The following is a 26,881-nucleotide window of genomic DNA, read 5'->3' on the forward strand; positions in this document are numbered from 1 at the left end:
ATGACCCTAATTAACATCAAAGACCTCGAAGCACACCTTTGGCACGCAGCCCATATCATTACCGGGCCTATCGATGCTTCAGACTACAAAACCTATATTTTTCCGATCCTCTTTTTCAAACGTATCTGCGATGTGTACGACGAAGAATATCTCGAAGCAATGGAGCAAGTGGGTGACGCTGAGCTCGCCAAAGGCGATATGTTCCATCGCATCCAAATTCCTGAATATTGTCATTGGAGAGATGTATTTTCTGAGATCAAAGACATCGGCCAGACATTAAAAGATGCTTTTCGTGGTATCGAAATGGCTAATCCCAAACTACATGGAATCTTCGGTGATGCCAGTTGGACCAATAAAGAACGTTTATCTGATGAACTGCTTGCTACCTTGCTCAACCATTTCAACAAGGTAAATCTTGGTGTTGCGTCCGTTCGCAACGACGACATGGGCCGGGCATACGAATATCTGATTAAACGCTTTGCTGACAAGGCCAACAAAAAGGCGGGGGAGTTTTACACTCCTCGTACTATTGTTCGCTTGATGGTCAATATTCTTGACCCACAAGCAGGTGAAGGCGTTTATGACCCTGCGTGTGGTACTGGTGGCATGCTGCTGGAAACCATCCACCACGTTAAAGAGAACGGCGGTGATCCACGCCTACTAAAAATAAAAGGCCAAGAAAAGAACCTGACCACTGAAGCCATTGCCCGTATGAACCTTTTCCTGCATGGACAGGAGGATTTTCATATCGTTCGGGGTGATACGCTGCGTGATCCTAAATTCCTTAAGAATGATCGTTTAGAAACCTTTGATTGTGTTATCGCCAACCCGCCATTTAGTTTGAAAGAGTGGGGATATGATAACTGGAGTGCTGACCCTTATGGCAGGGCTAAATATGGTTTAGCCCCTAAAACCAACGGTGATTTTGCTTGGGTGCAACATATGTTTGCATCTTTGAACGAGAGTGGTCGCATGGCGGTGGTATTGCCACACGGGGTGCTATTCCGTGGTGGTGCTGAAGGTAAAATTCGCGAGAATTTACTCAAAGAAAACCGAATTGTCGCTGTCATCGGCGTTGCTTCTAACCTGTTTTATGGCACCGGTATTCCGGCTTGTATTTTAGTGCTGCGCAAACAAAGGCCTTTAGCTCACCAAGATCACGTGCTGATCATCAATGCTGAAGAGATTTTTACCAAAGGCCGGGCACAAAATACCTTGTCAGAAACCCAAGCGGACGACATTTATGAGATTTATCGGCAGATGCGCACCAAAGGCCCTGAAGCTGATGACATCGAAGGCGTTGCGCGTTGGGTTCCCCATAGTGAAATTGAAGAAAACGACTTCAATTTAAATATTGCACGTTATGTACAAAAACCGCTTGAAGAAGAAACCATTACAGTGGAAGAGGCCCTAAAAGACTTCCAACAAAAGCTGGCCGCCTTAGAGCAAGCTGAAAATGAACTGGAAGCACTGCTGATCAAGGAAGGGTTTGAACTATGAGCAAAAAGCTCACTGTGATGGTGTCATCCACAGTTTATGGCGTAGAAGAGTTGCTCGACCGCGTATATTCACTACTAACCGCCTTTGGTTATGAAGTTTGGATGTCGCATAAAGGCACAGTGCCGGTATCGTCCAATGAAACCGCCTTTGAAAGCTGCTTAAAAGCAGTAGAAAAATGTGATCTGTTTTTAGGCATCATTACCCCACAATATGGCAGTGGCGTTGATGCAACTGGCCTATCTATTACCCATAAAGAGATGAAAAAAGCCATCGAGCTCAATAAACCTCGCTGGTTTCTAGCGCATGATCAAGTTGTGTTTGCGCGCCGCTTATTAATAGATTTAGGTTACAAAACCCAAGAACAGCGCTCAGAATTGACATTGCGCAAAGGCGCATCGTCCATTTCCAATATCAAGGTGATTGACTTATACGAAGACGCCACCATGGAACAACTGCCACAGGATGATCGCCAAGGCAACTGGGTGCAAAAGTTCGATCGCGACGACGACGCCAACCTTTTTGTGGTTGCGCAGTTCTCTCGCTATCAAGATGTAGAGCAGCGCCTGACCGAACATTTTCAAAATGTCAGTCAAGTTAGCGCCTCAGTAGGAGTACGCCATGAGTAAAACGGCCGCACAACTGCAACAACTACTGTCGCTGGGCGAAAACCAAACCCTTGAATACCTCACAAGCTACGAGTTAAAACACTGCGGCCCACAAGTTTGCGCTTTTTTAAATACCCAAGGTGGATACCTGCTATGCGGTGTCGATGATAAAGGCCAAATCAAGGGCGTAGAACATGCTGCGCAAGTGGCTGAACAGCTAGAAAGCCAGCTTAAATCGGCGATTCAACCGCCAGTACTGTTTTCGGTAGAAGTACAGGAAGTCGAAAACAAACAGCTATTAATTGTTGAAGTGCCGGCCGGAAAAGACATCCCTTACGCCTTTAACAGTGACATCTACATACGTGCAGGCGAGCAAACCAAAAAAGCCGATGTCGATACCATCCGCGACATGGTCATGCGCAAGCAAGTAGAACCTACCCGCTGGGAGCGTTTGTTCTCGTCTGAACTCGACGAACAAGGTTTATCAACCAGCGCTTGTAACAAGCTGTTATCCGCCAAACGCATTCCCAAAGAAGTAGCGCAAGCAGAACAAGGCTTACTGCACCAGTTGCAACTATTATCGTTGGCCAAATACGGCCGTTTAACCAATGCCGCCGATGTGTTACTGGCCAGTGCGCCGGGTAAACGCCATCCGCAAGCTCGCGTGCGCGCTGTATGTTATCGCCATAAGGCCGACGACGAATATCAGGATTTACAGCACCTCGATGGCCCAATGGCCGACGTGATCGAGCAGCTCATTACCTTTGTTATGCGCAATACGCCATCGCGCGCACGTTTTAGCAGCGCCAATAATCAGCGCGAAGATATCCCCATGTACCCGGAACAAGCGGTACGCGAAGCCATTGTAAATGCCTTTGCCCACCGCGATTACAGCAACTTTGCCGGTGGTATTAAGGTCGAAGTTAGCCCTGTGCACCTGAAAATTTGGAATGCGGGTGCTTTTCCGCAAGGCATAGACGAGAACAAAATTCGGCAAGGCCATATCTCGGTACTGCGTAACCCCGACATCGCCCACGGTTTATACCTACAGGGCTATATGGAAAAGCTTGGCCGCGGCAGTGTGGTGATCCAAGAGGCCTGTAAAGAGGCGGGCCTCCCCGAACCGAAATGGCACTCAGACAGCACATCCGGCGTGACCTTGACGCTGTTCGCCCCGGAAGTTACCCCGGAAGTTACCCCGGAAGTTACCCCGGAAGTTACCCCGGAAGTTGCGAAGCTCCTACTGGCAATTAAAGGTGAGCAGTCACGAATGGAATTACAGGATTCCTTGACCCTAAAAGATGCCGAACACTTCCGTAAAAACTACTTAAAGCCGGCACTGGAGATAACCCCTGTCTTGGTAGAAATGACCATTCCAGACAAGCCAACCAGCCGTAACCAAAAATACCGTTTAACCGCGCTTGGGTTGCAAGTAAAGCAACAAGTACAACAGCAACTAAGCGATAAGAAGACATCATGAGCGCATTAAATAAGAAAAAATTAGAGGATTTACTCTGGGGCGCGGCCGAGCTATTACGCGGCCAAATCGACGCCTCAGACTACAAGCAGTACATCTTCCCGCTGCTATTTTATAAGCGCCTGTCGGATGTGTATTTGGAAGAATACACCGAAGCATTGGAGATCCATGAAGGCGATGCCGAATACGCCGCCATGCCGATGTTCCACCGTTTTGATATTCCTAAAGAAGCCAGTTGGGAAAAGGTGCGCCACACCAGCAAAAACATCGGTGAAGCCATTCAAAACGCGCTGCGTCTAATTGAAGCCAACAACCCCCGTTTGCACGGCGTGTTTGGCGATGCCCAGTGGACCAATAAAGAGCGTCTACCGGATCACTTGCTTTCTGATCTAATTGAGCACTTCAGTAAAATTCCGCTTGGGATTAAATCGGTCGCTCAGGATGACCTAGGTGAAGCCTACGAATACCTAATCAAAAAATTCGCCGACGATTCTGGCCACACCGCCGCCGAGTTTTATACCAACCGTACCGTGGTGCATTTAATGACACGGATTATGGGTTTAAAACCCGGTGAATCGGCTTACGACCCAACCTGCGGCACCGGCGGTATGTTGTTGAATGCGGTAATGGATTTACGTTCTCAGGGCAAAGAATGGCGTTCCGTTCATTTGTATGGGCAAGAATTGAACCTGCTCACCTCAGCTATAGCCCGTATGAACATGTTCCTGCACGACATTGAAGAATTCGATGTGCTGCGCGGCGATACCCTGGCTGAGCCCAAGTTTATTGAAAACGATCAACTCAAGCAGTTTGACGTGATATTCGCTAACCCGCCATATTCGATTAAAAAGTGGAACCGCGACAAGTTCGCCGCTGACCCTTACGGCCGTAACCTTTACGGTGTACCACCTCAAGGTTGCGCCGACTATGCGTTTTACACCCACATCATCAAAAGCCTAAAACCCGACACGGGCCGCGCTGCTATGCTCTGGCCGCACGGCGTGTTGTTCCGTGATTCCGAGCAAAGCATTCGTAAACAAGTGATTGAGTCGGACATTATCGAAGCGGTGATTGGCCTTGGGCCAAACCTGTTTTACAACTCGCCGATGGAATCCTGCGTGGTGGTGCTTAATTGCAATAAACCCGTCGAGCGCAAAAACAAGGTGTTGTTTATCAATGGCGTGGAACACGTTACCCGCGAGCGTGCCCACAGTCGCTTGTCTGATGAGGATTTGGCCGTACTGTGCGAGGCGTACTTTGAACCCAATAAGCAAAGCGATATTACCGCCTTGGTCGATATTGATACCCTTAAAGAGAACCTCTACAACCTATCGATACCTCTCTATGTGCAGGCACAAAATGATGGCGAAGTGCACAATATTGAACATGCCATCGAGGCATGGAAAGTTAGCCGTGTGCAATTGAAAAAACAGACCAATAAGTTATTCAAAAGCCTAAAAGAGCTTGGTTTTGAAGTTAACGGTGGAGAAGTGCAGCAATGAGTGATAAACAAACCGTTAAATTTGGTGATATTTGCCGCGAAGTAAAGCTCACCACCAAAGACCCAATTGCCGATGGCTATGAGCGTTACATTGGTTTAGAGCACTTGGATTCTGGTTCGCTCAAGATTAAACGCTGGGGAATGATTGCCGAAGATAACCCAAGCTTTACCCGTGTCTTTAAGAAAGGTCATATTCTTTTTGGTAAGCGCCGCCCTTACCTAAGAAAGGCTGCAATTGCTGAATTCGACGGAATCTGCTCCGGCGATATCCTCGTCTTGGATGTTAAAAAAAACTCCATTCCGAAAGACGTCTTTTATTATTTAGTTAGTTCTGATGTTGTTTGGAACGAGGCAATAAGGTCTTCTTCGGGTTCTCTTTCACCAAGAACCAAGTTCAACTCATTGAAGCAGATAGAATTTAATCTTCCAGATAATAGTCAACTAGTTTCTTGTGGAGATTTTATTCAGCAAGCAAAACAAGTGATATCTAAATCCAGATTTTTATCTTCTTCCGGAAAGTATGCGGCCAATTCAAGCATTAGGTGCTTATTGAGATATGGGTATGAAGATACGAGCTTAGCAAGTTTCGATAAATTAGGTGCAATTCCATCTCATTGGGAATGGAAGCAGCTAGACAGCTTATCAAAAAAACATGAGCCAGCAATCAGGACTGGGCCATTCGGTTCAGCTTTAAAAGCTGATCATTGGTGTCAGGAAGGTAGGCCAGTGATTACAATTGGCTGTTTAGGGGAATATGGGTACGATCACTCTGAAGAATTGTATATAGAAGAAGATTATGCACTTCGACTTCAACAATACTCAGTAAAAAAAGGAGATATTGTATTTTCTAGAGTCGCGGACATAGGACGGTCAATATTAATTGGTGATGACGTGTGTTCAGCCATCATATCTTCAAATTTAATGAAAATTTCGCTGGACGAAACAAAAGCCGATCCAAGATTTTACTTTTACTCAATTAAATATTCTCCGATAGTTTTGCATCAAATAAAACGCTTTACTAATTCTGGTGGTAGGTTGTTGGTTACATCTAGGGATTTAAGGAAAATAAAATTTCCTACGCCACCACTGAGCGAACAATTTTCAATAGCTGACGCTATAGAAAAATTATTGGAAGTCACTGAAAGAATAAGTAGCTCTGTTGAACGGCAAGAATTAGTGATTTCAGGGTATGTAAATAGTATTTTTTCTTAATAGGGTTTTTATGTTTAATGAACAAACCGTCACAGAAAATGGAATTATCGACCGTTTAAAAGGTTTAAGCGGAGTAAAGTGGACATACTGCCACGGTGAAAACCTGCCAAAACAAGCGCAGGATATCTTCGTCGATGAGTGGTTAAAAGATGCGTTGTGTTCGTTAAACTCTGATATCGCCAAGCAGCCAGATTATGCAGATGAGGTGATTTACAAACTGCGTGGCGTGGTGCTGGAAGCACGCCACACCGGCCTGGTAAAAGCCAATGAGAACTTTCATGAATGGTTAATGGCCGAAAAGACCTTACCCTTTGGTGAGAATGGCGACCACATCACCATCAACCTGATCGATTTCGACAATATCGACAACAACCACTTTGTGGTGTCGCAACAGGTGCACTATATCGCGGCTACCGAAGTATATTTTGATATTGTGCTCTATGTGAACGGTATTCCACTGGTGGTGGGCGAAGTGAAAACCGCGACCCGCCCGAGTGTGACCTGGCAAGACGGCGCCGCCGATTTTATGGGTGGTAAAAAACACTACTGGAAGAACGTTGAACCCTACTTTGTGCCCAACCTGCTGTGTTTTGCCAGTGAAGGAAAAACCTTTGCTTACGGCGCTATCAACGCCCGGGTAAAAGACTGGGGCCCTTGGCACAATACCGACCTGCGTGAAGACATTTTGCCCGGCTTGGCATCGGTGCTTAATAGCTGTGAGGGCTTGTTAAACCCGCAAACCTTATTGCAGTTACTGGAATCGTTTGCGCTGTTTTCAACCGTTAAAACCGGTAAAAACACGCCACCCAAGCGCATTAAAATTCTACCGCGTTACCCCCAGTTTGAAGCAGCCAAGCAGATAGTAGAGCGTGTGCGCAAAGGCTACCCGAAAAAAGGCCTGATCTGGCATTTCCAAGGTTCGGGCAAATCGTTACTCATGCTCTACGCCGCCAAAATGCTGCGCAGTGACAATACCTTGAAAAACCCCACCGTATTGGTTGTGGTAGACAGGCGTGACCTGGACAGCCAGATCAATGAGACCTTTGGTGGTGCGGATGTTAAGAATCTTATTAAGGTACAAAGTTGCAAAAAGCTCGGCGAACATATCGAACAAGACAGCCGTGGCATTTTAATTACCACCATCTTTAAGTTTAAAGATGTCGAGATAGACGATAGCAACCCCAACGGCCTCAATAACCGCGATAACATCATCGTGTTAGTGGACGAAGCCCACCGCACCCAAGAAGGCGGCTTGGGTGAAAAAATGCGCTGGGCCCTGCCGCAGGCGCACTTCTATGGTTTAACCGGTACACCGATTTCGGGCATTGACCGTAATACCTTTAAGCTATTCGGCGCCGAAGAAGATCCAGGTCGCTACATGAATCGTTACAGCTACAAGCAGTCAATTCGCGATGGGGCAACAAACCCGGTGAAGTTCGAGCCACGCCTGGCAGAACTGCGGGTAGACCGTGATGCCATCAACCAGGAGTTTGAGCAGCTCGCCCAGGAAAATAACCTGGACGAAGAAGAAAAGGCCGCACTATCAAAACGCGCTGGCAAATTAGCGGTGATGCTGAAAGCACCTAAACGCATGGCCGCAGTAAGCTCCGATATAGCCAAGCACTTTACCGACCACGTGAAGCCTAAAAAGATGAAAGGTATGGTGGTGGTGTACGACCGCGATGCCTGCGTGCAAATGTACTACTTGCTGGGTGAAAAGCTCGGCTTTGATGCCGTTGAAGTGGTGATGAACGTTGACCAAGCACCGGTAAAAGTCGAAGAAGGTGGTAAAAAAGACAAGCTCAACAAAGATTGGCGCAAATGGCATGACGAGTTGGAATTGCCAATTCAGCAGTTGGACTTTGAACGTTGGCAACAGATTGACGACGAAGAGCAAACCCAGAAAGATTTGATAGAAAGTTTTAAAGATCCAAAACACCCGTTACAACTGATTATTGTCACGGCGAAGTTGCTTACAGGTTTTGATGCGCCAATTTGCTACTGTATGTACTTAGATAAACCGCTGCGCGATCACACCCTGTTACAGGCTATGTGCCGCACTAACCGTCTGTACGAAACGGACGAAGTTCGTAAAGATATGGGCTTGATCATCGATTACCTCGGCGTGTTTGAAAATCTACGCACTGCGTTAGCCTACAACCCTGAAGAAATTGACGGCGTGGTCGAAGGCATTGAGGCCTTTAAAGAGTTGTTACCGGCCCAGCTAGAGAAGTGTTTATCCTTCTTCCCTGGCGTTGACCGCACCCTAGAAGGCTTCGAAGGCATCATGGCAGCGCAAGAATGCTTACCAACCAATGCAACACGTGATGAGTTTGCCGCGAGCTTTGGCGTATTAGCCAAACTTTGGTCGGCCATTAACCCTGACATCTTCTTAACTCCGTACCGCAAAGACTATAAGTGGTTGGCACAGATTTACGAGTCAGTGCGTCCTGTCGGCCAAACAGGAGCGTTAGTGTGGGCTGCGCTTGGTCCTGAAACTATCAAGATGATCCATGAGCATACCGACATCAACCGCATCCGTGATGATATCGACGAGCTGATTATGGATGAGCACTCAATCTTTACTCTCACAGAAAAAGAGCAAGAGAAGCGCGCTAAGCGTCTTGAAATCGATTTGATGGGACGCTTGCGCGGTAGTGGTGATCCAACCTTCGTTAAGCTTGGAGAACGGCTTGAAAAGCTCCGTCAGGACTACGAAGCGGGTGTAATTAAAGCCATCGACTGGTTAAAAGGCCTATTAGATGCCGCCAAAGACACGGTGCAAGCTGAGCGCGAAACTGGCGAGCATGTGGTTACCGAAGAGGACAATAAGCAGGCTTTAACCAAGCTCTTCTTAGAAACTCGCCCCGAAACCACGCCCAAGTTAATCGGTGATGTGGTTGAGCAAATCGACAAAATCGTCAACGCCACCCGTTTTGAAGGCTGGCAAAACTCTAACAGTGGTCCTAGAGAGATTCAAAAAGCGCTGTTGTTAACGTTGGCTCAGTTTGGCTTGGGTAAAGACAAAGAGTTGTTCCAAAAGGCTTACGGGTACATAGAAGAGCATTATTGATGCGGTATTTTAGTGATTATCGCAACACTATGATGTAAGAAGGCTAATTGTATGACTGATAACATTCCCCAAGCCCCTCAAGGCGAGTTTGTTTTATTCACCAGTGTTGACGGTCAAACTCGCGTCGAGTGTCGTTTTGAATCAGACACCTTGTGGCTTTCTCAGGCTGCAATGGCTGAGCTGTATCAAGTTAGCTCTCAAGCGATCACCCAACACGTAAAAGCTGTCTATTCTGAAGAAGAGCTTGAGCAAATTTCAACTTGTAAGGATTACTTACAAGTTCAACTGGAAGGCGGCAGAGAAGTAAAGCGAAGTATTCGTCACTACAGTCTTCCGGTTATTCTTGCGGTAGGATACCGAGTTCGCTCAACACGTGGCACCCAGTTCCGGCAATGGGCAACCAGAATGTTGCAAGAGTACCTGATCAAAGGCTTCGTCATGGATGACGAGCGCCTGAAAAATCCGCCCGTTGGCTATTCTGCTGTGCCAGATTACTTTGATGAAATGCTGGAACGCATTCGTGATATCCGCGCCAGTGAGCGTCGCGTTTATCTGCGGGTGAAAGAAATCTTTACCATGGCTGCTGATTACGAGCCATCCAACCAAGAGACCAACCGCTTCTTTCAAACCATCCAGAACAAGTTGCATTATGCCTGTACGCAAATGACTGCCGCTGAGCTTATCGCCAACCGAGTCGACGCCAGTAAACCGGATATGGGCCTAACCAGCTATAAAGGTGATGAAGTACGCAAGACAGACGTCACCATTGCCAAGAACTATATGCGTGAAGACGAAATCAAAGAGCTCAATCGTATCGTCAATATGTGGCTCGATTTTGCCGAAGACCAAGCGTTACGCCGTAAGCAGGTGTTCTTGCAGGACTGGGCCGATAAGCTTGACCAGTTTTTAAGTTTTAATGAACGTGACGTACTAAGCGGAGCAGGAAAAATATCCAAGAAAGACGCTGATGACAAAGCGAAATTGGAGTTTGACCGCTTTGCCCAGCAGCGCCGTCGTTTAAAAGAAGCCGAAGGCGCACGGGCCAATATTGCAGCACTCAAGGCCATACTCAAAAAAGATAAATAGCCGATATAGTGCAGCCCTGATCTCTAATGAGTTGAGGGCTGTGTTGTAAGAGGATAACTATAAGGGATTATCCATCTTAAAATCGTCGATATCGCCTGCCATTTTGAATAGATTGGTATCATTCCAACGGCACAGTTGTCTAATCCTCATCAGATTAGCGTTAGTTCTACGGATGATGGCAAAAGCGTCCTCAACTACCTCAATCACAGGTTTTTCCCAGTCTTGTGCTCGGGTAAACGTAGTTTTGGGGTATCGGAAATGCCCATCTCGCGGAAGATAATGGCTGATTACTTGGAATCCGTCAGAATTCTTTTTAGGCTTAAACTGGTTATAAACCCAAAAAATTTCGAGTTTCTTGTTTCTTAGCCTTACACGACAACCAAAATGACCTGGGTAGCCTTCAGAGTTTTTACCTCTATGGTCTCGGTTGTGCTGCCAGAACAAGTCTGCAATTTTTTGTGCTATGTAGAAGTAGCGGAGCTGTTCTATTTCGGTTGATTTATGGGTGTAGTGTAGATATTGCTCTGATATGGTTAGGGAAAAAAGCATAGCGTCATCTTGATTAACGTTTGTGCTATTGGCAATAAAGGTTTCCCAAATATTAATTTGTGTTTCTAGTCCTTTAAATGATTTTGAGAAGGCTTTTATGTACTCAGATTGTGGTTGATTTCCCCCATTTAGTGCGGCACCAAATGTAGCTATCTGTTGTTCTAAAAATGAATGATTTGTGGTCATTACATAATCCTCTGTGTTGTGAATTCAGAGTTAGTCTATTGCTACATACCCACTTTCATCCGCCGTCGTCATGCCTTTTTTGGGCACCTAGGTCTTTTGTTGTCGCGCCTTAGCCAAAAGACCCAGCCAATTCCTTTCCAGATAATTATCTGATGGGGGACCTAGACAGTTTTATTCCATACAAGCGTCATCATCCTCAAAAGACCTAATCCAAATGATTCCACTTTTAATGGGGGACATGGCTTTAAGTGGTGTAAATCGTCAGGTCTCCAAGCTTTCACATGTGAAAGTTTATTCTTGGGGCGTTCACAGGCGCACAAATTGATACGGTAATGTCTGTCAACTCATCAATGGCTTAGCTTTTTGCTCTTCAGAGGCTGTTTTTAATCTATATGTTGAATAAATGTCATTAAATATCAGTGTCTTGAAATTTATTATTGAAGTTCCCCAAAAGGGCAGCTCCAGCGGTCTGTTTAGTTAGCCTTTTTCGAGATGATTGCTCCTGCAAGTTAGATACTAAACAGGAGTTATCATGACGGGTAATACCAAACCTAAACAAAACGAACGGTTACTGACATATGCAGAAGTGTGTGACGTTTTGCAAACGTCACAAGCGACACTTCGTCGCTACGTGCGAGATGGACGCTTTCCTCCTCCAATAAAACCCAATCCCAATGGCCGCTCTGTGCGGTTTAGGTACAGCGATATTGCTGCATGGTTGAGTGATTTATAAAAGGGGGAAGGGATGCAAAAGAAGTTGCAGGATGATGGAATCTATTGCTTGTCAGCTGACCGCTGGCAGCGAATAGGTGGTTGGATGCAGGTATTGGCTCGCACTCGTTTAACTGACAAACGACATGGGCATGGAGCGCTGCTGGAATGGCAAAATTTTGATGGGGTTAGGTTACGAGAAGTTGTCTATGCCCGTGATCTTAACAGCGATAATGCCCGCCAGATCAGGGATATGCTGGTCGATACTGGGTATCCATTAACCCCTGGCCAATCAAGTTGGAGTCGGCTTCAACATTATCTAGTAGAACAGATGGCTCTTGCTGCTCCGGCAACTGTGGTGAATCGCACTGGCTGGCATGGGCCCATATTTGCCACAAGCAGTTGGATTGTGGGTTCTGCTGACGAACCCCATTATTTTGTGGGTCAGTTGTCCAGTTCCAAGCTGTTAGAGGAAGCTGGGAGTTTGAGTGATTGGCAAAACCATGTTGGGAAGCTATGCCGTGGGAATCCGCTAGCTATTTTCTGCATAGGAACTGGGTTGGCAGCACCATTACTAGCTCCTTCTGGTATGGAAAATGGAGCCTTTCATTTTGTTGGTGCTTCTTCTGCCGGTAAAACAACTTTATTGCAGATTGCGGCAAGCTTATATGGCAGCGATAGCTATAGACGTAGCTGGATCTCGACAAGCAATGGATTAGCTGCTGTCTCGTCGGAGCATAACGACATGCTGCTGACGTTGGATGAGATAGGAATGGCTCGCCCAGAAGATGTTGATACCGCCATTTATCAGATCATGAATGGTTCAGGAAAACTGCGCGCTAACGTGTCAGGAGAGTTGGCCGCGACGTCACAATGGCGAACGCTGGTGCTCAGTAGCGGGGAAGTTTGGATTGCCGAATTACTTCAGCAGATAGGAAAGCCACTTAGGGCTGGTCAGCAGATACGACTGGTGGAGATCCCAATTTTTGGTATACATGGTGCATTCGATGAATTACATGGCCGTAAGAGTGCTCAACAGTTCGTTGATGAGCTTAAAACGTCCTGCCAGTGCTTTCATGGCACAGTAATCCGAGAGTGGTTATCGCTACTTACAGGGCTACATGATGAGCTTAGCCGCTACCTCAGCTATGAAATTGCTCGTCTTAGCAACGCTTGGACAAGCGACTCAATGGCCTCTCAAGTACAGCGAGTCGTTAGACGATTTGCACTTATTGGCACCGCACTATGTCTTGCTAATAGAAACTTCATCCTGCCATGGTCCGAAGAAGAGTCACTTGAAGCGGTACATAAAGTCCTTCGTGCGTGGCTCGCTAATCGTGGGCATTCTAGGAATTCGGAAGAGTTTAGGCTGCTCAGATCTCTGGAAAAAGCGATGCGCAACTGGGAACACAATATTGGTGAAATTGATCAGGATTCAGGCAAGGGAATGCATGGTTACCGCCGTTCACTGGATGGATGCGAATTGTGGCTTATCAACAAAACTCATTTCCTACAAAAACTTGAGCTTCCCACCCACTATATGCGAGAAGTGGAAATCTTGCTGCAACGCGGTTGCTTGGTAACGAACGAGCGCTCTAGGGGAACCTATAAGACGCGGATTAATGGTGAGTTTCAACGTTTTTTTGCGCTCAAACCTGACCAAGTTAGGCGCCACCTTGAAGACTTAGAGAGGGTTGAACATGACGACTAGCTTAGTGTTCCCAGTTTCCCGTTTATCCCACTTTAACTTGGCAGTGTAGGAGAGTATCAACATGACTGAAAAAGAGATGCTTCAGCGCATGCTGATGGATATGTCATTGCTTAAAAAACTGATTACCGATCATATCAAAAACGAGCAACGTCCTGACACAACAAAGGAAATCCTCACAGTTGAGGAATGTGCTGAGCTGACGGGGCTAAAGAAAAGCACTTTGTACAGGTTGACCCATGAACGCAAGATCCCATTTTTCAAACCTAATGGTAACCGTGTGTTCTTCAGGCGAGCCGATATATTGGCTTGGTTGCAGAGTAATCGAGTGGCTTCTTCTGATGAGATTGATAAAGCCGCTGCTGATCATCTAGTGGCTAACCGAAAATTGTATGGCCGGAGATATTAGGTTGATGCTTAACCATTTGAAAATAAATAGGAATGGTTGGATTTGTTACATGTCACGTTCTTTAACTGTGACATGTAACGGTTACTCGTCGAATTGACAGCTCAGGCTTGGGTTAATTCCCACGAGAAAATCACATGTGATAAGAACGGATGTAAAAACTAACGATCTTATGTGGTTGAAGGAGGGCACTGTCGAGGTGCCCTTTTCTTTGTAAAGATTTAGTCGTTTGGTCGCAATAATGCTCTTAGTCTGATGACTCATCGAAGATATCAGGAAAGGTCCGCATGGCCTCTGTGCGGCGGGTTTCCAGAATATCTGCGTAGATTTCTGTTGTTCTGAGTTCGCTGTGGCCAAGCAATCTGGACAGGGAATAGATGTCCAGGCCACGGGCAAGTTGGTTTACTGCAAAGGTATGGCGGCCTGCATGAAAGGTTACGTGTTTGGTTATCCCGGCGCGTATAGCCCACTGCACTAGCGCGACGTTGCTATAGCTGTCGTAACGTAAACCCTTAAAAACCCGTTCAGTTGGTTTCCCCTTGTTCTCCAAGTTGAGTAGACGCACCGCAGAATCCGGTAAATCGAGATATTGCAGGCCATTGCCCGAGTTTTTGAGCTTTATCTGGGAAAATATGATTCGGTAGTGCCCTTGAGCAAATAGTTCAATTTCACCCCACACCAGTTTATGAATGTCTGACCAGCGTAGTCCTGTCGTGCAGGAGAACAGAAATGCTCTTCGTAGTACATCGTAACGGCATTCTGCCTTGGTAAGGGCCTTTACCTCATCCAGAGTGAGATAAGTGCGCTGAGTCCTTTCTGCTTTGATGGATTTGACTTGTTCAACAGGGTTATCTCTGATTATTCTGTCTCGTTGCGCTTGGTTGAGCGCAGCCCGGATTTTATTGAAGTAGCTACAGGCGGTATTTCTGGAGAGGCCGGTATCTGATTTTGTCATTGCCTCATGCTGTAGGTAATGGCGGAACCCTTCCAAGAAGTATTTATCTACTTGTTCAAAAGTGAGTTCTGCGTGGCGGTGATAACGGTGGAGATGGATGCCCGCTGAAATCCAAATTGAGTAATTGGATTTACTACCGGATGCTTTACTTGCTGTTACTTGATCGAAGTAATCAAAGAAGCTGGCATTGAGTTTGGTGCGGTCATCCAATCCATGTTTGGCAGATTCCATTTCCAGTAGACGCTTGGCTCGAATGGCCTCAGCTTTTTGCAATGTAGTTTTATTGTGCTCGCGCTCAACTGCGTTTTTTGGCTTGTTGTAGAGGAATAGATTCAGCGGCTCGTAAGAGCGCTTTTGAGCCCTTGAACCGTCTTCCGAGGTCTTTGAGCCGTAATAGTACACAAGCCTGATGGGGCGCAGGCCATTCTTATCTGGTTCTCGCTTTTGTATATTGATTTTCATAGGTTTTTCTCATCTTGTGCTCCGCATGTGCTCCAGAATTTATCTTCGGAGCACATACGGAGCAAGAATCGACAAAACCCTTCAAATCACTTCCCACCAAGTAAAACAAAATTATTTTAAAATCATAATGTTGTTTTGATTTGGTTTGATACGTTTTACTATTTTACTTCCCGATACAGAAAGAGCTGAAAATCTTGCCGAGTAAATCGTCAGAAGTGAAGCGGCCAGTGATTTCTGATAGTGCTAATTGGCACATGCGTAACTCTTCTGCTAGCAGTTCTCCTGCTAGGTACACTTCTAATTGTTCTTTACCCAATTGCAGATGGCTTGCGGCGAGTTCAAGGGCTTCTAAGTGACGACGCCGGGCGATAAAGCCACCTTCGAGGTTACTCTGGTAGCCCATGAGTGATTTTAAATGCTGCTTTAACTGTTCAACACCTAAGCCCGTTTTGGCCGAGATCCGGTAAACACTATAACCTTGTTCTTCGGTCATCATTAAGTCTTCGCCAGTGAGATCGGCTTTATTGCGGATCACTGTTACACCTAAATTTGAGGGCAGGCGATCGACAAAGTCAGGCCAAATATTATGGGGATTAACGGCGGCTGTGGTGGTGCCATCAACCATAAATAACACCCGATCGGCACTGTTTATTTCATTCCAAGCGCGTTCTATACCAATTTGTTCAACGGTATCTGTCGTATCACGTAGGCCTGCGGTATCGATAATGTGCAGCGGCATGCCATCTAAGTGGATGTGCTCGCGTAATACATCTCGTGTTGTACCAGCAATTTCGGTAACGATAGCCGATTCTTTACCGGCTAAGGCGTTTAACAAGCTGGATTTTCCAGCGTTAGGACGACCCGCGATCACGACTTTCATGCCTTCGCGGATGATAGAACCTTGTTTAGCACTGGCTTGCACTAGGTCGAGTTTGTCGATGATTTTATAGAGTGCATTGGCAATTTTGCCATCACTTAAAAAGTCGACTTCTTCATCGGGGAAATCAATCGCAGCTTCTACATATAAACGTAGGTTAGTGACTTGATCCACCAGCTCATGGACTTCCTTAGAAAATTCACCCTGGAGTGATTGCAGAGCGCTTTTAGCCGCTTGCTCACTGGTGGCATCGATAAGATCGGCAATCGCTTCGGCTTGGGTTAAGTCTAGCTTGTCGTTCATAAAGGCTTGTTCGCTGAACTCACCGGGTTTGGCTATTCGAATACCACCGACTTCCATTACACGTTTGATCAGCATGTCTAGAACGATTTGGCCGCCGTGGCCTTGAAGCTCCAATACATCTTCGCCAGTAAAGGAATTGGGGCCTTTAAAAAACAGCGCTATGCCTTGGTCGATTACTTGGCCTGTTGCACTTTTAAAGTCGCAATAATCGGCATATCTTGTTTTAGGAAGATGACCCAATAAGGCCATAGCGACATCACTGGCCTTGTTGCCTGAAATTCGGATGATGCCAACGCCGCCACGTCCGGGCGCGGTGGCTTGAGCCACGATAGTGTCAGTTGTCACGGAAATACCCACCAAACTAATATCTACCAAATCATGTAAAGGAAAAGGCGGCTAATTAAGCCGCCTTTAGTATTATTTTCACTTTATGCTTTGCTAAAGGTAGGGCTTATTTTAAGCCTTTTTTCTCAAGACCTGCATAAATAATCTTCTGCTGCGTGATGGCAACTATGTTACCTACTAACCAGTACAGTACTAGACCTGATGGGAACCACAGGAAGAATACGGTAAAGATTACTGGCATCCATTGCATCATTTTCACTTGCATTGGATCCATTGTCGGCGCAATTGGCTGCATCTTCTGCATTACAAACATGGAGACGCCCATCAGCAGCGGCAGTATGTAGTAAGGATCTTGTACCGATAAATCGTGGATCCACAGCATAAATGGTGCATGACGTAATTCGAAGCTTTCTAGCAATACCCAGTATAAGGCAATGAAGATTGGCATCTGTAAAATAATAGGTAAACAGCCACCCATAGGGTTAACTTTTTCTTTCTTATACAGTTCCATCATGGCTTGACCCATCTTTTGACGGTCATCACCAAAGCGTTCTTTCAAATCTGTCAGCTTAGGTTGCAGGTTACGCATCTTAGCCATTGAGGTGTACTGCGCTTTTGTCAGCGGGAACAGTAAACCACGAACGGTTAATGTGATCAGAATAATTGCCACACCCCAGTTACCGACGAATGATTGATAGAACATCAATAGCCAGTGAATAGGAACCGCTAACCACCATAAGAAACCGTAATCGACCACGAGATTTAAGGTTTCAGAAATCGCTGACAGTGCCGCTTGATCCTTAGGACCAACATAGAACTGTGAGCTAATTTCTTGGCTGGCACCAGGTGCAATATCGTATACCGCGCCGCGGAAACCAATATTAGCTAAACCGCCAGCACTGACACTAGAAAAAATGGTGTTGCTGTCAGTTGCGGGTGGTACCCAAGCTGAAACGAAATAGTGTTGTAACATGGCTGCCCAACCGCCTAAAGTGGCTTGGTTCAGGTTACTTTTGGCCATGTCGTCAAAGTTGTATTTTTCATAGCGCACATCATTCGTTGAGAACGCACCACCACGATAGGTAGGCATCATCATGCTGCTTTCAGATGGCTTGATCGTTTGTTTAATCTGACCGTACATCTGAACTTGCAGTGGTGCTGCTGAAGTGTTGTTGATTTTATAGTCAACATCTATGTTGAACTTACCGCGATGGAATACGAACACTTTAGTGTAAGTTACACCATTGTCAGCTATATAAGTTAACGGTACTTCTAAGGTATCTTGGCCTTCGGCTAAGGTATATTCAGTTGCCGTTGTGCTAAATGCGGCACGGCCTTTTGCGCTGCTATCGATACCATCGCGACCAATTAGGCCGCTTTGAGCGATATAAGTGAAATCATTCGTTTGCTCAAGCAATACAAATGGTTGATCTTTCTCTAGTTCTTTTTTGTGCGAAACTAACGCAGCAAAAACGATGTCACCACCCACTGGATTGATCTGAATGTCTAACTGATCTGTTTTTACCGTAATCAGTTTGCTGTTTGCAGTAACTGCTGCAGCAGGAACACCTGTATCAGCTTCTGGAACATCGGCACTGTGCGAGCTTGCCGCGTTCGCCACTAAGGACGATTCGGTTGCAACGGGTTTAGGAGCTTTGTCTGCTTGCCACTGTTGCCACAGCAAAAAGCTGACAAACAGTAGTCCTATGAGCAATATATTGCGTTGAGATTCCATAGCCTATTTATTACACCTATCATTTTTAGGGGGGACGGGATCACTACCGCCGGGATGTAAAGGGTGACATTTTAATATGCGTTTCAATGCAAACCAACAACCTTTCGCGGTTCCATGCACTTTTATTGCTTCAATAGCGTAGTGAGAGCAGGTGGGATTGAAACGGCATCGAGGGCCCAGTATAGGGCTTATGAATACTTGATAGCCACGAATTAACGTGGTCGCTAGCCATTGTAGCGGCGACTGAGTTTGCGCCATAGCTTTTCTATCAATTTGTTGATTTCAGCGTTTTCCATTTCCATCACGCCATTTCTGACAAGCACAACAATATCAAGATGAGGAATGTCGTGTTGATTTAAGCGAAAACTATCTCTGATCACGCGCTTAATACGGTTACGTTGATTGGCGCGTTTTACATAGCGTTTAGCAACAGTAAGGCCCATACGCGGATGTTGTTCCGTGTTAGGAATAGCGAGCAAGGTAATTTCAGCAGAAGATGCTTTGATGGGATTGGAAAATACAGATTTAAATTGCGCGGGAGTTAACAAACGTAACTCCCGCGAAAAGGTATAGCTAGTCAACTAGTTACCCACTTATTAAGCAGATAAACGAGCGCGACCTTTCGCACGACGACGTGCAAGCACCTTACGGCCGCCTACAGTAGCCATACGAGCGCGGAAGCCGTGAGAACGCTTGCGCTTCAGGTTGCTAGGTTGAAAAGTACGTTTACTCATGATGGCAATCCGTCTTTGTTATTAGTGAACATATCCTTATCTCTAGGATAGAGGTAAGGGCAAAAAAGAGGCCGAATTGTAATCACAATACTTAGTCACGTCAACAACGAAAGTAAGTAAGTGCTTTATTTCTGCCAGCGTATCCTTAGATCAACCCCCAGAATACACCATAAGATGTGGATAACTCTGTGTACGGACACTACATGTAGTAGTGCAGGGGATCTTCGAGCCGATCGAAGGGGCGCCATTATAGATCAATGTGGATCGCTTAATAAAGCAGGATTTGCGGTTAGTGCTGAATAAAAGGATCGTTTTGGATCTTTGATGATCGAGGATATCCACATAGAATGATCTCGCTGGGGATAAATATTTTTTAAGGATAGCGATCCTTGAGATCTCGCTATAGAATACACCTCTTTTTTGATGATCTTTTGGGGATAACTAAGTGGCTGTTTCACTTTGGCAACAATGTATCGGACGACTGCAAGATGAGCTTTCTGCTCAGCAGTTCAGTATGTGGATCAGACCGTTACAAGCCGAAATGGATGGAGATACTCTGGTGCTTTATGCGCCCAACCGCTTCGTGCTTGATTGGGTCAGAGATAAGTACATCAATATCATTAATCAGTTCTTTACTGAGCAAATGGGTAGCGACGCGCCTAAATTGCGTTTCGATATAGGTAGTCGTCCTTCGGCGAAAAAGCCTAGTGTTCCAGCACCGATTGCGCCAACTCGTGTAGCGAATACCCAAACTAAAGCGACGGTAGGCACGACGTTTAATGTCCAAGCCGAGCCTATGGCGAACGCGAATCACCGCAGTAACATTAATCCGAGCTACCAGTTTGATAACTTCGTAGAAGGTAAGTCTAACCAATTAGGTAAGGCTGCGGCGTTACAAGTGGCTGAAAATCCGGGTGGTGCTTATAACCCACTATTTTTATATGGCGGAACAGGTCTAGGTAAGACTCACTTGTTGCACGCTGTCGGTAACGGGATCATTAAAAATAATCCTAATGCCAAAGTGGTTTACATGCATTCCGAGCGTTTTGTCCAGGACATGGTTAAAGCGCTGCAAAACAATGCGATCGAAGAATTTAAACGTTACTACCGTAGCGTCGATGCCTTGTTTATTGATGATATTCAATTTTTTGCCAATAAAGACAGATCCCAAGAAGAATTCTTTCATACCTTCAATGCGTTACTTGAAGGGAATCACCAAATTATTTTGACTTCAGATCGTTATCCAAAAGAGATCGACGGTGTTGAAGACAGATTGAAATCGCGTTTCGGTTGGGGTTTAACTGTGGCTATTGAGCCACCAGAGTTAGAGACCCGCGTAGCGATCTTGATGCGTAAAGCTCAAGAGAGCGGCATTAACTTGCCCGATGAAGTGGCTTTCTTTATTGCTAAGCGTTTACGTTCAAACGTACGCGAGCTAGAAGGGGCATTAAACCGTGTTATCGCCAACGCTAACTTCACGGGTCGGCCAATTACTATTGATTTTGTTCGTGAAGCCTTACGTGACCTCTTGGCACTTCAAGAAAAATTAGTCACTATAGACAATATTCAGAAAACCGTAGCTGAATACTACAAGATCAAGATGGCTGATATGTTGTCTAAGCGTCGTTCACGCAGTGTCGCGCGCCCAAGGCAAGTGGCAATGGCGTTATCCAAAGAATTAACTAACCAAAGCTTGCCGGAAATTGGTGATGCTTTTGGTGGTAGAGATCACACCACAGTGTTGCATGCCTGTCGTAAGATTGCTCAGCTACGGGAAGAGAGCCACGACATTAAAGAAGATTATGCTAATTTGATTAGAACCTTATCTTCTTAAAACAAGGAATTTGGACACGATGAAATTCTCAATTGATAGGGATGCCCTATTAAAGCCGTTGCAATTGGTGTGTGGTGCGGTAGAAAGACGCCATAACTTGCCCATTTTGTCTAACCTCCTTGTAGAAGTAAGTGGTCACTCACTTAAGCTGACTGGTACAGATTTAGAAGTCGAACTCGTGGGCCAAGCTGTGGTTCACGGTGATATCGAAGAAGGTCGTACTACGGTTCCAGCGAAGAAACTGCTCGATATTGTTAAGTCTTTGCCAGAACAAAGCGAACTGAAAGTCGAACAACAAGATAATAAATGGTTGCTGCGCTCAGGCCGTAGCCGTTTTTCCTTAGCGACTTTGCCCGCAGAAGAATACCCTAACGTTGAAGCCTTCCAAGCTGAGATTGAATTTAGCTTGAAGCAGGGCGTGTTGAAGTCAATTATCGACTCGACGCAGTTTTCGATGGCTAACCAAGATGTACGCTATTACCTCAACGGATTATTGTTTGAAACAGAAGGTAATGTTTTGCGTGCGATAGCGACCGACGGTCATCGTTTAGCCTTAAGTCATCGTACGATTGAAGCACAATTACCGGAAAAACAAGTCATTGTGCCCCGTAAAGGCGTAATTGAAATGGCGCGCTTATTGGAGTCTGACGATCTCGATATCACCATTGCTATTGGTGATAATGCTATTCGTGCTACTACGGCTAACACAGTATTTACCAGTAAATTAGTCGATGGTCGCTTCCCTGATTATCGCCGTGTATTGCCAAAGGGCGGTGATAAAATTGTGATTGCGAGTCGTAATCACCTGAAGCAAGCGCTGACGCGGGCTTCTATTTTATCCAATGAAAAATTCCGTGGTGTGCGTATTCAACTCGAAAATGGTCTGCTCAAGATCACCGCTAATAACCCTGAACAGGAAGAAGCGGAAGAAATCATCGATGTGGAATACAACAATCAGGCCCTAGAAATTGGTTTTAACGTCAGTTACTTACTGGACGTGCTCAACAACCTTAAGTCCGATGATGTGCGTATCACACTCATTGATGGTAACTCCAGCGCCCTAATCGAAAACCATTTGGAAGAAGATTCCATGTATGTGGTTATGCCGATGCGCTTATAAACCATCGATTTTTACGTTACCCGTGTCTGTACCTCTGTCTTTGATGTCTATGCCGCTTAACGGCGGCACAGTGTTTAATGCACAGCATTGGCCATTCCTTCACTCATTTACCGATAGTCTTAGCCTGTGGCAGCGATTGAGTTGCTCGTTAAGTGCTATGAATCCTTGCCTACGCCGTTTACGCGGCTTAATGAGTAATGCATGAGCCTGACCCGTCTCAATATCGAAGCGTTTCGCAACATTCAGTCCGCACAGTTAATCCCCGCACCTGGGATTAACGTGATTTATGGTCAAAATGGCAGCGGAAAAACCAGTATTTTAGAAGCCATTTATTTCCTCGGTATGGGGCGCTCGTTTCGCAGCCATTTATCCCAACGAGTGATTAATCATGATGACGATAAATTAACGCTATTTGCGACTTTAAATTTAGCGCGCGGTGAAAGTAAAATTGGTTTACGCCGATTTCGCAATGGTGAGACGGAAGTGAAAATCGACGGCGAAAAAGTCAAACGTCTGTCGACCTTAGCCGAAGCTTTACCTATTCAAGTGATCACACCTGAAAGCTTTTCTTTACTGTTTGAAGGCCCAAAATCCCGTCGACAATTTATCGATTGGGGCGCATTTCATGCTGACCCACAGTTTTATGGCGCTTGGACGAATGTTCGTCGCGTTCTTAAACAAAGAAATCAATTGCTTAGAAACGGTTCAGCTTACAGTCATATTCAATTTTGGGACCAAGAGTTTGTGCGCTATGCCGAGCAGGTCACCGAAATACGAAACCATTATGTAGACTCGTTAAATGAGCTACTTAAGGGTATAATCGGAGAGTTTTTACCGAGTGTAGATGTGAAGGTTTCATTTACGCGCGGCTGGGATAGTAAAACGGATTTTGCAGAACTACTCGAAAACCAATATTCCAGAGATTTGGCCACAGGTCATACCGTCAGCGGTCCCCATAAAGCTGACCTTAGACTTCGTGTAGGCACTTTGCCGGCGCAGGATGCCCTGTCCCGTGGTCAATTGAAATTATTAGTCTGTGCACTGCGTATTGCACAGGGAAAGTTGCTCAAACAACAAATAGATAAAAACAGTATTTATCTTGTGGACGATCTTCCGTCCGAGTTGGATGCACAGCATAGGCAGCTATTGCTTAAGCAGTTAACGGATACCGGAGCACAAGTTTTTGTGACCGCCATTGATCCTGCTGCAATAGTCGATTCGTTACACACGCCTCCCAGTAGGATGTTTCATGTGGAACAGGGACGTGTAACGGTAATTGAATAACCATTGAGAGAATAATATGTCAGAGAATAGTTACGATTCTTCGAGTATTAAGGTCCTTAAGGGCCTTGATGCAGTACGTAAGAGACCTGGGATGTATATTGGTGACACCGACGACGGTACGGGTCTACATCATATGGTGTTCGAAGTAGTCGATAACTCTATCGATGAAGCCTTAGCCGGCCACTGTAGCGATATTACGATTACTATCCATGTAGATGGTTCGGTTTCTGTTAAGGATGACGGCCGTGGTATCCCGGTCTCTATCCATGAGGAAGAAGGCGTATCGGCGGCAGAAGTTATTATGACGGTATTGCATGCCGGCGGTAAGTTCGACGATAACTCCTATAAAGTGTCTGGCGGTCTCCACGGCGTGGGTGTATCGGTTGTAAACGCTTTATCTAAAAAGCTGCAAATGACCATTCGTCGTGCTGGCAAAGTATACGAGCAGTTTTATACTCACGGTGTGCCTGATGCGCCGATCAAAGAGATTGGTGATGCAACCAAAACCGGTACTGAAATCCGTTTTTGGCCAAGTGAAGATACCTTCAGCGATGTTGAGTTTCACTTTGAAATTCTGGCAAAGCGTGTGCGTGAACTGTCTTTCCTTAACTCAGGCGTGGGTATCCGTCTGGTTGATGAACGTGACAATAAAAATGAATTCTTTAAATACGAAGGTGGTATTAGCGCATTCGTCGATTACCTGAACCGTAATAAAACGCCAGTCAACAAAGATGTATTCCACTTTATGCAAGAGCGTGAAGATGGCATTACCGTTGAAGTGGCTATGCAGTGGAATGACGGTTATCAGGAAAATATTTTCTGTTTTACCAACAACATCCCACAGCGTGATGGTGGTACTCACTTAGTCGGTTTCCGTAGTGCGTTGACACGTAACCTCAACAGCTACATGGAAAACGAAGGCTATAACAAGAAAGGCAAAACTAGCGCGACTGGCGACGATGCCCGTGAAGGTTTGACTGCCGTTATCTCTGTTAAAGTGCCTGATCCTAAGTTCAGCTCGCAAACCAAAGATAAACTGGTTTCTAGTGAAGTGAAAACCGCGGTTGAACAAACCATGGGTGAGAAGCTGAACGATTATCTGCTGGAAAACCCAGCCGATGCTAAGTTGATTGTTGGTAAGATTGTCGATGCGGCCCGTGCCCGTGAAGCGGCGCGTAAAGCCCGTGAAATGACCCGTCGTAAAGGCGCACTCGATTTAGGTGGTTTGCCAGGTAAGCTGGCCGATTGCCAAGAAAAAGATCCCGGTCTTTCAGAAATTTACATAGTGGAAGGTGACTCTGCTGGCGGTAGCGCTAAGCAGGGACGTAACCGTAAGAACCAAGCTATTCTGCCACTGAAAGGTAAAATTCTAAACGTTGAGAAAGCACGCTTCGATAAGATGTTGTCTTCTCAAGAAGTGGCCACACTGATCACGGCGCTCGGCTGTGGTATTGGTCGCGACGAATATAACCCAGATAAAACTCGTTATCACAACATCATAATCATGACGGATGCTGACGTCGACGGCTCGCACATTCGTACCTTGCTGTTGACCTTCTTCTTCCGTCAAATGCCTGAATTGATTGAACGTGGTTATGTGTATATTGCTCAGCCACCACTATTTAAAGTGAAAAAGGGCAAGCAAGAACAGTATTTGAAAGACGAGCCAGCATTGACTCAATATCTCACGACTCAAGCATTGGATGGCACTGTTGTGTATCCAACGCAAGGTGCGATTGGTATGTCAGGTGAGCCGTTAGAGCGTTTAGTGACTCAGTATCGTGAAGTGGAAGCCATTGTGGCTCGTTTAGAGCAGCGCTATCCAACGCACATTACTAACCGTATGCTTTACCACCCAATGATCACCAACGAGATGTTGGCCGATGAAGGCAAGATGAAAGAGTGGATCGATGCCTTTATCCATGAGCTGGTGGAAATGGAAAACAGCGGTGTACTGTATTCTGCTGAGCCTATTCTCGATCCTGAGCGTAAAGTGTATCTGCCTAAGATCACCATTCGTAAACACGGTATCGATACTAACTATCTGTTTACTTATGACTTCTTCCAATCAAGCGATTATCAACGTATCGGTAAGTTAGGTGCGGCGTTAGATGGCATGATTGAAGAAGGCGGCTATGTACAACGCGGCGATCGTGTTAAAGAAGTCGGCAGCTTCCTCGAAGCGCTAGATTGGACGATTTCTGAAGCCAAACGCGGCTTATACATTCAACGTTATAAAGGATTGGGTGAGATGAACCCTGAGCAATTGTGGGAAACTACAATGGATCCTGAATCACGCCGTATGTTGCAAGTCACGATTGATGATGCTGTGGGTGCCGATCAGTTGTTCACTTGTTTGATGGGTGATCAAGTTGAACCTCGTCGTGAGTTCATCGAAGCGAACGCATTGAACGTGGCTAACTTAGACGTTTAATGCTAGATGTATAATATTAGACGTGTAATGCGTGTTAAGTGACACGCGTTAGTATTTGAATGATTAAGGGAAAGCCAAGGCTTTCCCTTTTTTATCTCTATGATTTATCTCTTTATCGATCAATACCCGCTTCATCCGCTGCAACAATTTCAGCCTCTGCTTTAGCCGCATTAATCCACGCCTGCATTTCCGGACAGCTGATCACATGCTGTATATAGGCACGGCTTGCCTGCGAGACTTCAATATCGTAGGTAAGAAAACGCATAACCACAGGGGCAAACATCATGTCGGCAATCGACCATTGGCCAAATAACCAAGTACCTTCGGAATTTGATGGGGCAAACTCGGCCATTTGTGCTGACCAAATCGCATCGATGCGCTCAATGTCTTTGCGGACGGCATCTGTGAGTTCAACATAGCGCCTCGCACGTATGTTCATTGGTAGGGCGTTACGCACGGCATTAAAGCCAGAATGCATTTCACTGGCAATCGATCTGGCCTTGGCTTTTTGTTTAGGTTCTTGCGGCCATGCGCTACCGGCAAGATATACCCAATCAACCTGAAGATGCGTGGGTAAAGAGCTGAAAATTATCATTGATCCGCGACGCTAAACTTTCACCAATATCGGGTAATGTTTCTTTGAAAAATTTATCCAGTGCGGACCTGAAATCTCGCTTATTTTTGAAGTACACGCTGTTCCTCGCGTGCTCATTCATGACCTTCCACAGTCTTTCTATCGGATTGAGGTTCGGGCTGTAAGGCGGTAAATAATGCAACTCAATAT

The 26,881-nt window shown here is 45.7% G+C and carries 23 protein-coding genes and 1 pseudogene; 15 read left to right on the top strand and 9 right to left on the bottom strand.

Annotated features, from left to right (window positions below):
* Genes L5M38_RS14705 through L5M38_RS14735 form a run of 7 tightly spaced genes read left to right on the top strand, consistent with a single transcriptional unit; the run spans window position 1 to window position 10,454 of the window.
* Entirely contained in the window at window positions 1–1,500 is a 1,500-nt protein-coding gene (locus L5M38_RS14705; protein WP_263179526.1) for a class I SAM-dependent DNA methyltransferase, read from the top strand.
* Entirely contained in the window at window positions 1,497–2,126 is a 630-nt protein-coding gene (locus L5M38_RS14710) for a DUF4062 domain-containing protein (RefSeq protein ID WP_263179527.1), read from the top strand. The genes L5M38_RS14705 and L5M38_RS14710 overlap by 4 nt, the downstream gene beginning before the upstream one ends.
* A complete protein-coding gene (locus L5M38_RS14715) occupies window positions 2,119–3,585 on the top strand; it encodes an RNA-binding domain-containing protein (protein WP_263179528.1) in 1,467 nt (488 codons plus the stop codon). The genes L5M38_RS14710 and L5M38_RS14715 overlap by 8 nt, the downstream gene beginning before the upstream one ends.
* A complete protein-coding gene (locus L5M38_RS14720) occupies window positions 3,582–5,084 on the top strand; it encodes a class I SAM-dependent DNA methyltransferase (protein ID WP_263179529.1) in 1,503 nt (500 codons plus the stop codon). The genes L5M38_RS14715 and L5M38_RS14720 overlap by 4 nt, the downstream gene beginning before the upstream one ends.
* Window positions 5,081–6,295 carry a restriction endonuclease subunit S gene (locus L5M38_RS14725; RefSeq protein ID WP_263179530.1) on the top strand — a complete coding sequence of 405 codons (1,215 nt, stop codon included), beginning with the start codon at window positions 5,081–5,083 and terminating at the stop codon, window positions 6,293–6,295. The genes L5M38_RS14720 and L5M38_RS14725 overlap by 4 nt, the downstream gene beginning before the upstream one ends.
* 10 nt (window positions 6,296–6,305) lie before the next feature.
* A complete protein-coding gene (locus L5M38_RS14730; protein ID WP_263179531.1) occupies window positions 6,306–9,368 on the top strand; it encodes a type I restriction endonuclease subunit R in 3,063 nt (1,020 codons plus the stop codon).
* Between the two features lie 51 nt (window positions 9,369–9,419).
* Window positions 9,420–10,454, top strand: coding sequence for a virulence RhuM family protein (locus L5M38_RS14735; protein WP_263179533.1), 1,035 nt, complete (start codon window positions 9,420–9,422; stop codon window positions 10,452–10,454).
* Window positions 10,455–10,511: 57 nt separating this feature from the next.
* On the opposite strand, the gene mobI is transcribed toward L5M38_RS14735, so the two are convergent.
* On the bottom strand, window positions 10,512–11,189 hold the full coding sequence (gene mobI, locus L5M38_RS14740) for a conjugative transfer protein MobI(A/C) (RefSeq protein WP_263179534.1): 678 nt from the start codon (window positions 11,187–11,189) through the stop codon (window positions 10,512–10,514).
* 532 nt (window positions 11,190–11,721) lie between these two features.
* Here mobI and L5M38_RS14745 point away from each other — a divergent pair.
* From L5M38_RS14745 to L5M38_RS14755, 3 genes are all read left to right on the top strand, one after another.
* Window positions 11,722–11,922 carry a helix-turn-helix transcriptional regulator gene (locus L5M38_RS14745; RefSeq protein WP_115164833.1) on the top strand — a complete coding sequence of 67 codons (201 nt, stop codon included), beginning with the start codon at window positions 11,722–11,724 and terminating at the stop codon, window positions 11,920–11,922.
* Between the two features lie 12 nt (window positions 11,923–11,934).
* Window positions 11,935–13,611 carry a DUF927 domain-containing protein gene (locus L5M38_RS14750; RefSeq protein WP_248952843.1) on the top strand — a complete coding sequence of 559 codons (1,677 nt, stop codon included), beginning with the start codon at window positions 11,935–11,937 and terminating at the stop codon, window positions 13,609–13,611.
* A gap of 61 nt (window positions 13,612–13,672) precedes the next feature.
* A complete protein-coding gene (locus tag L5M38_RS14755; protein WP_000136520.1) occupies window positions 13,673–14,017 on the top strand; it encodes a helix-turn-helix transcriptional regulator in 345 nt (114 codons plus the stop codon).
* A 244-nt stretch (window positions 14,018–14,261) separates the two neighbouring features.
* Here the strand turns inward: L5M38_RS14755 and L5M38_RS14760 are convergent, their stop codons facing one another.
* From L5M38_RS14760 to rpmH, 6 genes are all read right to left on the bottom strand, one after another.
* Window positions 14,262–15,431, bottom strand: coding sequence for a site-specific integrase (locus tag L5M38_RS14760; RefSeq protein ID WP_263179538.1), 1,170 nt, complete (start codon window positions 15,429–15,431; stop codon window positions 14,262–14,264).
* Window positions 15,432–15,594: 163 nt separating this feature from the next.
* Entirely contained in the window at window positions 15,595–16,956 is a 1,362-nt protein-coding gene (gene mnmE / locus L5M38_RS14765; protein WP_263179539.1) for a tRNA uridine-5-carboxymethylaminomethyl(34) synthesis GTPase MnmE, read from the bottom strand.
* A gap of 106 nt (window positions 16,957–17,062) precedes the next feature.
* Entirely contained in the window at window positions 17,063–18,691 is a 1,629-nt protein-coding gene (gene yidC, locus L5M38_RS14770; RefSeq protein WP_105250801.1) for a membrane protein insertase YidC, read from the bottom strand.
* A gap of 3 nt (window positions 18,692–18,694) precedes the next feature.
* The gene (gene yidD, locus L5M38_RS14775) at window positions 18,695–18,949 is read right to left on the bottom strand and encodes a membrane protein insertion efficiency factor YidD (protein ID WP_006083829.1); all 255 of its coding nucleotides are present in this window, start codon (window positions 18,947–18,949) and stop codon (window positions 18,695–18,697) included.
* Window positions 18,916–19,272: a ribonuclease P protein component gene (gene rnpA / locus L5M38_RS14780; protein WP_105250802.1), complete on the bottom strand. Its 357-nt coding sequence runs from the start codon at window positions 19,270–19,272 to the stop codon at window positions 18,916–18,918. The genes yidD and rnpA overlap by 34 nt, the downstream gene beginning before the upstream one ends.
* A 15-nt stretch (window positions 19,273–19,287) precedes the next feature.
* The gene (gene rpmH / locus L5M38_RS14785; RefSeq protein ID WP_006083827.1) at window positions 19,288–19,425 is read right to left on the bottom strand and encodes a 50S ribosomal protein L34; all 138 of its coding nucleotides are present in this window, start codon (window positions 19,423–19,425) and stop codon (window positions 19,288–19,290) included.
* A gap of 445 nt (window positions 19,426–19,870) precedes the next feature.
* Here rpmH and dnaA point away from each other — a divergent pair, with 445 nt between their 5' ends.
* The 5 genes from dnaA to gyrB are packed head-to-tail and all read left to right on the top strand — an operon-like array spanning window position 19,871 to window position 26,097.
* On the top strand, window positions 19,871–21,259 hold the full coding sequence (gene dnaA / locus L5M38_RS14790; protein ID WP_006083826.1) for a chromosomal replication initiator protein DnaA: 1,389 nt from the start codon (window positions 19,871–19,873) through the stop codon (window positions 21,257–21,259).
* A 19-nt stretch (window positions 21,260–21,278) separates the two neighbouring features.
* Window positions 21,279–22,379 (top strand): DNA polymerase III subunit beta, encoded by a 1,101-nt coding sequence (dnaN, locus tag L5M38_RS14795; protein WP_105250803.1) that lies wholly within the window; start codon window positions 21,279–21,281, stop codon window positions 22,377–22,379.
* Window positions 22,354–22,584, top strand: coding sequence for a hypothetical protein (locus tag L5M38_RS14800; protein WP_147250508.1), 231 nt, complete (start codon window positions 22,354–22,356; stop codon window positions 22,582–22,584). The genes dnaN and L5M38_RS14800 overlap by 26 nt, the downstream gene beginning before the upstream one ends.
* Window positions 22,581–23,663, top strand: coding sequence for a DNA replication/repair protein RecF (recF, locus tag L5M38_RS14805; protein WP_263179540.1), 1,083 nt, complete (start codon window positions 22,581–22,583; stop codon window positions 23,661–23,663). The genes L5M38_RS14800 and recF overlap by 4 nt, the downstream gene beginning before the upstream one ends.
* Window positions 23,664–23,679: 16 nt before the next feature.
* On the top strand, window positions 23,680–26,097 hold the full coding sequence (gene gyrB / locus L5M38_RS14810; protein WP_113941413.1) for a DNA topoisomerase (ATP-hydrolyzing) subunit B: 2,418 nt from the start codon (window positions 23,680–23,682) through the stop codon (window positions 26,095–26,097).
* Window positions 26,098–26,209: 112 nt separating this feature from the next.
* Here gyrB and L5M38_RS14815 read toward each other — a convergent pair.
* Window positions 26,210–26,647 (bottom strand): annotated as a pseudogene (locus L5M38_RS14815) (glutathione S-transferase); the annotation flags it as partial.
* A gap of 4 nt (window positions 26,648–26,651) precedes the next feature.
* The coding region (locus tag L5M38_RS14820) for a transposase (protein WP_263179543.1) at window positions 26,652–26,881 on the bottom strand (230 nt) is incomplete at its 5' end.

Origin of the sequence: Shewanella sp. SM101 (genome assembly GCF_025654465.1) — a bacterium.
GTDB lineage: Bacteria > Pseudomonadota > Gammaproteobacteria > Enterobacterales > Shewanellaceae > Shewanella > Shewanella oncorhynchi.